Below are 7,198 nucleotides of genomic sequence, written 5' to 3' on the forward strand. Positions count from 1 at the left end.
TGAGGTTGTCGACGCTGATGGCCAGGCGCTCGGTGGTCGGCGAGTCCAGTCCCCACACCTGGGCGTAGAAGCTCAGCTCGTCCTGAAGCGCCCGGTGCGCATTCGCTGCCAGGTTGAAGCCGTGACCCTCGCCCGGGAACACATCCAGTGCCACCGGCAGGCCCTTGGCCTTCACGGCCTCGTACATGCTGGTGGCCTGCTCCGCCGGGATGATCGGATCCGCGCTGCCCTGCAGAAGCAGGAGCGGGGCGTGAATGGCGTCGGTGTGGCTGAGCGGCGAGCGCTCGGCGTAAACCGGATCATGCAGGTCCTCGGCGCCCACCAGGCGCTGGATGTAGTGCGACTCGAACTTGTGGGTCGTACGGGCCAGCTGCGCGAGGTCGGCGACGCCGTACAGGGAGGTGCCGGCACTGAACAGCTCGGAGCGGACCAGCGCCGCTAGCGCCGTGAACCCGCCGGCGGAAGCGCCGCGCACCGCGATACGGGCAGGGTCGATCTTGCCGGAGGCGGCCAGGAACTCCGCTCCGGAGACGACGTCATCGACGTCGTAGACCCCCCACTTGCCGTTCAGCAGGCGGCGGTAGTCCGAGCCGTAGCCGGTTGAGCCCCGGTAGTTCACGGCGAGGTAGGCGAAGCCGCGGCTGGTCCAGAACTGGATGCGCAGGTCGTAGCCGGCCCGGTCCATCGCCGTGGGGCCGCCGTGTACGCCCACGATCAGGGGCGGTAGCTCATCCTCAGGGCCCACGTAGGCGGCCGATGCCGGCGGGTAGAAGAAGCCGTGCGCGGTAGCGCCGTCGGTGGTGGGCCAGGACACGGGCTCGGCGAAGGAGATACCGGCGTCATAGGCGTTGAAGTCACCCGAGCCGCGCAGTATCTCGACTTCCTGGCCGCGCACCTCGACGATGCTGGGCAGCTCGGTCTCACTGCCCGCGAGCATGACCACGCGCCCGGCGGAGGAGGCGACGTTCCCCAGTGGCTGCCAGCCGACGTTCCACTCCTCCAGCTCACCGTTCGAGAGCTTGACGGTACCCAGGTGCCACACGCCGTCGCGCGCCCACGAGGCGATCAGGTGCTCGCCGTCAAGCACGTCGAAGTGGTGCGGGCCCAGGACCCAGGCCGGAGACGTGAAGGTCGCGTCGACCGGGTGCAGGGGGCGGGTGCGCAAGGACTCGGTCCAGCCCTCGCGGTTGGTGCCGCGACGCGGGAAGCCCTCGGTGCGGTACAGGTTCCAGAAGCCCGATGCATTGGAAACGTGCACGAGCTCGCACTCCTCGGTCCAGCGCGGCTCGGACACCGAGTAGCCGGTGCCGCCGTCCACTACGGCCTGGGAGCCGATGGTGCCGTCGGGGCGCAAGTCGCCGACGTGCAGCGTGGCGTTGTCCCACGGCATGCCGGGGTGGTTCCAGGTGATCCAGGCCAGGTGCTCGCCGTCGGGAGACAGGGTTGGGGAGACCACGAAGTCCGTGCCTGAGACCACCGTGGTCACGGCGGAGTCGTCGCGCGCTCCCGAGCCGTCCAGGGGGATCGCCACCAGTGAGTTGACCGGCTCCCCCTCGCCCCGGTGGTCCTCGCGTACGGCGTAGACCAGGCCGCGCGCCGTGTCGATCTCCAGGTCGCCGTGGCGGACGTCGCCGTAGATGGTCAGCGGCACCAGGCCGCGCAGGCGGTGGGCGACGTCATAGCGATACAGCCGCCCGTCACCGGCGTGGGAGACGACGATGATGCCGGAGTCTACGGCGTAGGCGCGGCCACCGTACTCGTGTACCCGCGTGCGGGCGTCCACCAGCTCGTCGGACGGGGTCAGTGGCAGCACCTCGCCGATCTGCCCGTCTCCGTCACGACGCAGCAGTACCTGGCGCCCGGCCTGTGAGGCGCGCTGCTCCACCCAGTAGGTGTCCCCGCCGTCCACTCGCACCTGTGACAGGGACAGGGTGCGGGTGGTGATGGTGCCGGGGGTGATCGGCGAGGGCCAGGTCCCGTAAGGCGCTGTCGTGCTCATCGTTCCTCCTGAGGGCGGTGCGGCTGCCGCCACCCGCCCGGGCTGCGGGCGGGAGATACGGTCAGGAGCCAACATTACGTGCTCCGCGGGCCCTGCGGGCGAGTCCTTGCGGGTCGTGGCGCCGGGGCCGGGCGGATGTGCATATGCTGAGAGGCATTTCCGACGGCGCGCCCGGACGCCGTGTCAGACCGGAGTTCACCACCAGGAGGAGCTGCGTCGATGAGTGAAGACACTGCCACGTCCGGTGCGCAGGAGCGCGGCGCACAACAGCTGGTGAGCCTCCCCGCGACGCCCCTGCTGTCCGGTATTCGGCGGCCCGGTGACCTGCGGCGCCTGAACAGCGAGCAGATGGAGGAGCTGGCCGAGGAGATCCGCCGCTACCTCGTGGCCACGGTGGCGCGCACCGGCGGCCACTTGGGGCCGAACCTCGGGGTCGTCGAGCTCACCCTCGCGCTGCACCGCATATTCCGCTCCCCACGCGACACCATCGTCTTTGACACGGGCCACCAGGCCTACGTGCACAAGCTGCTCACCGGTCGCCAGGACTTCAGCCGCCTGCGTGAGCGCGGCGGCGTTTCCGGGTACCCCTCCCGCGGCGAGTCCATCCATGATGTCGTGGAGAACTCGCACGCCTCCACCGCCCTGTCCTGGGCGGACGGCATCGCCCGCGCCAATCGCCTCCAGGGCCGCGATAAGCGGCACATCGTGGCGGTTATCGGCGATGGTGCACTGACGGGCGGTATGGCCTGGGAGGCGCTGAACAACATCGCCGACTCCGCGGACAAGCACCTGGTAATCGTGGTCAACGACAACGGCCGGTCCTATGCACCGACGATCGGCGGGCTCGCCCACCACCTCGACGCCCTGCGCACCAACCCCGGCTACGAGCGCATGCTCGCCGGGGTGAAGCACACCCTGCTGTCCCAGGGCGCGCCGGGGCGGGCCGCCTTCGAGGCGCTGCACGGGCTCAAGCGCGGCCTGAAGGACATCCTGGTGCCCTCGGCGTTCTTCGAGGACCTGGGCATCAAGTACACCGGCCCGGTCGACGGGCATGACGAGACCGCCCTGGAGTTCGCCTTCACCCGCGCCCGCGAGTACGCGGAGCCGGTGATCGTGCATGTGATTACCCAGAAGGGTCGCGGCTACACCCCTGCGGAGGAGGACGCGGCAGACCGGTTCCACGCAGTCGGGCGCATTCACCCGGAGACGGGACTGCCAGTGGTTCCCTCCAGGTTCGGGTGGACCGCCGTCGTAGCCCAGGAGCTGCTGCAGCTGGCGCGCGCCGACAAGCGGATCGTCGGGATCACCGCGGCCATGCAGCAGCCGGTGGGCCTGCAGCCAATGGCGGACGCGCTGCCGGAGCGCGTCATCGACGTCGGTATCGCCGAGCAGCATGCACTCACCAGCGCCGCCGGCATGGCCTTCGCGGGCATGCACCCGGTGGTAGCCCTGTACGCGACCTTCCTGAACCGGGCCTTCGACCAGGTGCTAATGGACGTGGGACTGCACCGGGCCGGCGTGACGATACTGCTGGATCGGGCCGGTATCACCGGCACTGACGGGGCCAGTCACAATGGCATGTGGGATATGGCGCTGCTGGCGCACGTGCCGGGGCTGCACCTGGCGGCCCCGCGTGACGAGGACACGCTGCGGCAGGCCGTGCGCGACGCGGTCGGGGTGGACGACGCCCCCACGGTGGTGCGCTATCCGAAGGGCTCATTGCCCGCTCCGCTGCCGGCCGTGCGCACCGTGGGGGAGGACGGCGGGCCCTTCGGCGCCGTGGACGTCCTGCTCGACACGGCGGGGGAGCGGCCGGTGCTGCTGGTCGGAGTCGGGGCCATGGCGGGCAGCGTGCTCGACGCCGGCCGGAGCCTGGCCGCAGAGGGGCTGGCCGTGCGCGTGGTTTGTCCGCGGTGGCCCGTGCCGGTGCCGCCCGCGCTGGTTGAGCTGGCGCGCGCCGCGGGCGGCACGCTCGTGGTGGAGGACGGCCTGGTTGAGGGAGGCATGGGCTCGCAGCTGCGGGACGCAGTTGAGGATGCGGCGCTCGCCGACGGCGCCGAGCGCGTGCCGCGGGTGGCCCGGCTGGGGGTGCCGCGTCGCTTCCTGCCGACGGCGGAGCGCGGCGAGCTGCTGGCCGAGTTCGGCATGGACCCGGGTGGTATCCGCGCCGCCGCACGGAAGCTGCTCCGCGTCTAGGACGTCTAGGACGCCAGTCCCACGCCTGGAGGACTTGCACTGGTTGTGCGCAGCTGTGAGCCCAGTCTCGGACGGGCTCCGGGGCTTGCCTGGACCGGCGCGGGGCGGGGCGCTCGTGCTGCGGTCAAGTGCCGTGGCCTGGTGCTGCGATCTGGCGCTGTGCCCGTCGCGCAAGCCCGACGCCCCGCGCAGTCGCGCCGACTCCGCCGCGCCCCGCTAGGCGTGGCGGAGGCCTGAAGAGGTGCGGGCGCGCACACCCCGCAACGACGGCGGGGACTTAAGTCCTAACTCGGTGGCCGCTGGTGTTTGCCTGTGAGTGATCCCACCGGGCCGCATTGGGGCGACCTAACACAAGCCGGGACGTCTGGCCTAGGCTGGTGTCGACGGCGCAACGATGTACCGCCGCGCCTCACAAGGGCGCAAGCAATCGGGTGGCCCGGGCCACCCACCCTATAGGAGGGCACGGATGACCACCGAGGTCACAGCATCCGCTACGGCGGAGGAGACCACCAGCCGCGACGCGTGGGAGGGCTTCGCCACGGGACCGTGGGCCGAGGACGTCGACGTTCGCGACTTCATCCAGCGCAACTACACGCCCTACACGGGCGACGCATCGTTCCTCGCCGGCGCCACGGACAAGACCCTGCGCCTGTGGGACACCCTGGAGAAGAACTACCTGTCCGAGGAGCGCAAGGTGCGCATCCTCGACGTCGACACCCACACCCCGTCGGACATCGACGCGTTCCCTGCCGGATACATCAGTGAGGACGACGACGTCATCGTCGGCCTGCAGACCGACTCCCCGCTCAAGCGCGCCATGATGCCCAACGGCGGCTGGCGCATGGTGGAGCAGGCGATCAAGGAGGCCGGCAAGGAGGTCGACCCCGAGGTCAAGAAGATCTTCACCCGCTACCGCAAGACGCACAATGACGCCGTCTTCGACATCTACACCCCACGTATCCGGGCCGCACGCTCCAGCCACATCATCACCGGCCTGCCCGACGCCTACGGCCGCGGCCGCATCATCGGCGACTACCGCCGGGTGGCGCTGTACGGCGTCGACCGCCTCATCGAGCTCAAGCAGAAGGCCAAGGACGCCGTGGTGGACAAGCCCTTCTCAGAGCACTGGGCGCGTTACCGCGAGGAGCACTCCGAGCAGATCAAGGCCCTGAAGAAGCTCAAGAACATGGCCGCCTCCTACGGCTTTGACATCTCCGGCCCCGCCAAGGACGCGCACGAGGCCGTCCAGTGGACCTACTTCGCCTACCTGGCCTCGGTGAAGTCCCAGGACGGCGCGGCGATGAGCATCGGCCGCCTGTCGGCCTTCCTGGACATCTACTTCGAGCGCGACCTGAAGAACGGCGTGATCGACGAGTCCCGCGCCCAGGAGCTCATCGACAACATGGTCATGAAGCTGCGCATCACCCGCTTCCTGCGCACCACCGACTACGACCAGATCTTCTCCGGCGACCCCTACTGGGCCACCTGGTCGGACGCCGGCTTCGGTGAGGACGGCCGCCCGCTGGTCACCAAGACCTCCTTCCGGCTGCTGCAGACCCTGCGTAACCTCGGTCCCGCCCCCGAGCCGAACATCACCATCTTCTGGAACGAGGACCTGCCCCAGGGGTACAAGGACTTCTGTGCGCTGATCTCCATCACGACCTCCGCCATCCAGTACGAGGCCGACGAGCAGATCCGCGAGCACTGGGGCGACGACGCCGCCATCGCCTGCTGCGTGTCCCCGATGCGGGTGGGCAAGCAGATGCAGTTCTTCGGCGCTCGCGTCAACGCCGCCAAGGCGCTGCTGTATGCCATCAACGGTGGCCGTGACGAGATGACCGGCAAGCAGGTCGTCACCGGCCTGCCCGGTGTTGAGGGCGACGCCCCGCTGGACTTCGACGAGGTCTGGGACAAGTACGAGAAGATGCTCGACTGGGTGGTCGGCACCTACGTCGAGGCGCTGAACATCATCCACTACTGCCACGACCGCTACGCCTACGAGTCCATCGAGATGGCGCTGCACGACTCCGAGATCGTGCGCACCATGGGCTGCGGCATCGCGGGACTGTCCATCGTCGCCGACTCCCTGAGCGCCATCAAGTACGCCAAGGTCACCCCGGTACGCGACGAGACCGGTCTGGTGGTTGACTACGTCACCGAGGGCGATTTCCCGATCTACGGCAACGACGACGACCGCGCGGACGAGATCGCGGCCACCGTGGTACACACCATCATGTCCAAGATCAAGGAGCAGCCCTTCTACCGGGACGCGATCCCGACCCAGTCCGTGCTTACCATCACCTCGAACGTCGTCTACGGCAAGGCGACCGGTTCCTTCCCCTCCGGCCACAAGAAGGGCACGCCCTTCTCCCCGGGCGCCAACCCGGAGAACGGCATGGACACCCACGGCATGGTGGCCTCCATGCTCAGCGTCGGCAAGCTGGACTACAACGACGCCCTTGACGGCATCTCCCTGACCAACACGATCACGCCCCAGGGCCTGGGCCGCACGCTCGACGAGCGCGTGGCCAACCTGGTGGGCATCCTCGACGCCGGCTTCGTTCCCGACGAGGGCGCCGAGGTCTGATTCCGCCGCCCAGGTGGTCGCGAGGCACTAGACCATTCGAATACAAACACCTCACCTCACTCAGAAAGGGGCCTGCTATGGCCACGTACGAAGAGCGCCTGGAGTCCATGAAGGCTCAGCGCGACGACAACGGCGGCGTCAAGGGGCTGTACCACGCGAACATCAACGTGCTGGACCGCTCCACCCTCGAGGACGCCATGGAGCACCCGGAGAACTACCCCAACCTGACGGTTCGTGTCTCCGGCTACGCTGTCAACTTCGTCAAGCTGACGCGGGAGCAGCAGCTTGACGTGCTCAACCGCACCTTCCACGCCGGCGCCTGAACCGCCACCGGTGAGGGACTCAGATGACTGAGACCATCACCCCGAAGCGGACGGGCGGCCGGGACCAGGACTTCCTGGCCCCGGCCGCCCGTC

The 7,198-nt window shown here is 68.9% G+C and carries 4 protein-coding genes; 3 read left to right on the forward strand and 1 reads right to left on the reverse strand.

Going from position 1 to position 7,198, the window contains the following annotated elements:
• Positions 1–1,999 (reverse strand): S9 family peptidase (locus GZ998_RS09280; protein WP_219109675.1); only part of this gene is annotated, 1,999 nt, incomplete at its 3' end.
• A 219-nt stretch (positions 2,000–2,218) separates the two neighbouring features.
• Between GZ998_RS09280 and dxs the strand changes: the two genes are divergently transcribed.
• The 3 genes from dxs (at position 2,219) to grcA2 (ending at position 7,105) form a co-directional block, all read left to right on the forward strand.
• Complete coding sequence (gene dxs / locus GZ998_RS09285) at positions 2,219–4,195, forward strand: 1-deoxy-D-xylulose-5-phosphate synthase (RefSeq protein ID WP_162678636.1); 1,977 nt, start codon at positions 2,219–2,221, stop codon at positions 4,193–4,195.
• Between the two features lie 466 nt (positions 4,196–4,661).
• A complete protein-coding gene (locus GZ998_RS09290) occupies positions 4,662–6,782 on the forward strand; it encodes a pyruvate formate lyase family protein (protein ID WP_219109676.1) in 2,121 nt (706 codons plus the stop codon).
• Positions 6,783–6,859: 77 nt separating this feature from the next.
• The gene (grcA2, locus tag GZ998_RS09295; protein WP_136194409.1) at positions 6,860–7,105 is read left to right on the forward strand and encodes an autonomous glycyl radical cofactor GrcA2; all 246 of its coding nucleotides are present in this window, start codon (positions 6,860–6,862) and stop codon (positions 7,103–7,105) included.
• The last annotated feature ends 93 nt before the right edge of the window (positions 7,106–7,198 follow it).

Origin of the sequence: Actinomyces sp. 594 (assembly GCF_019325145.1) — a bacterium.
Lineage (GTDB): Bacteria > Actinomycetota > Actinomycetes > Actinomycetales > Actinomycetaceae > Actinomyces.

What these genes read in the sequence shown, in the direction of transcription:
- dxs (WP_162678636.1), top strand. Translation starts at nt 2,219, where the DNA reads ATGAGTGAAGACACTGCCACGTCCGGTGCGCAGGAGCGCGGCGCACAA.
- GZ998_RS09290 (WP_219109676.1), top strand. Translation starts at nt 4,662, where the DNA reads ATGACCACCGAGGTCACAGCATCCGCTACGGCGGAGGAGACCACCAGC.
- grcA2 (WP_136194409.1), top strand. Translation starts at nt 6,860, where the DNA reads ATGGCCACGTACGAAGAGCGCCTGGAGTCCATGAAGGCTCAGCGCGAC.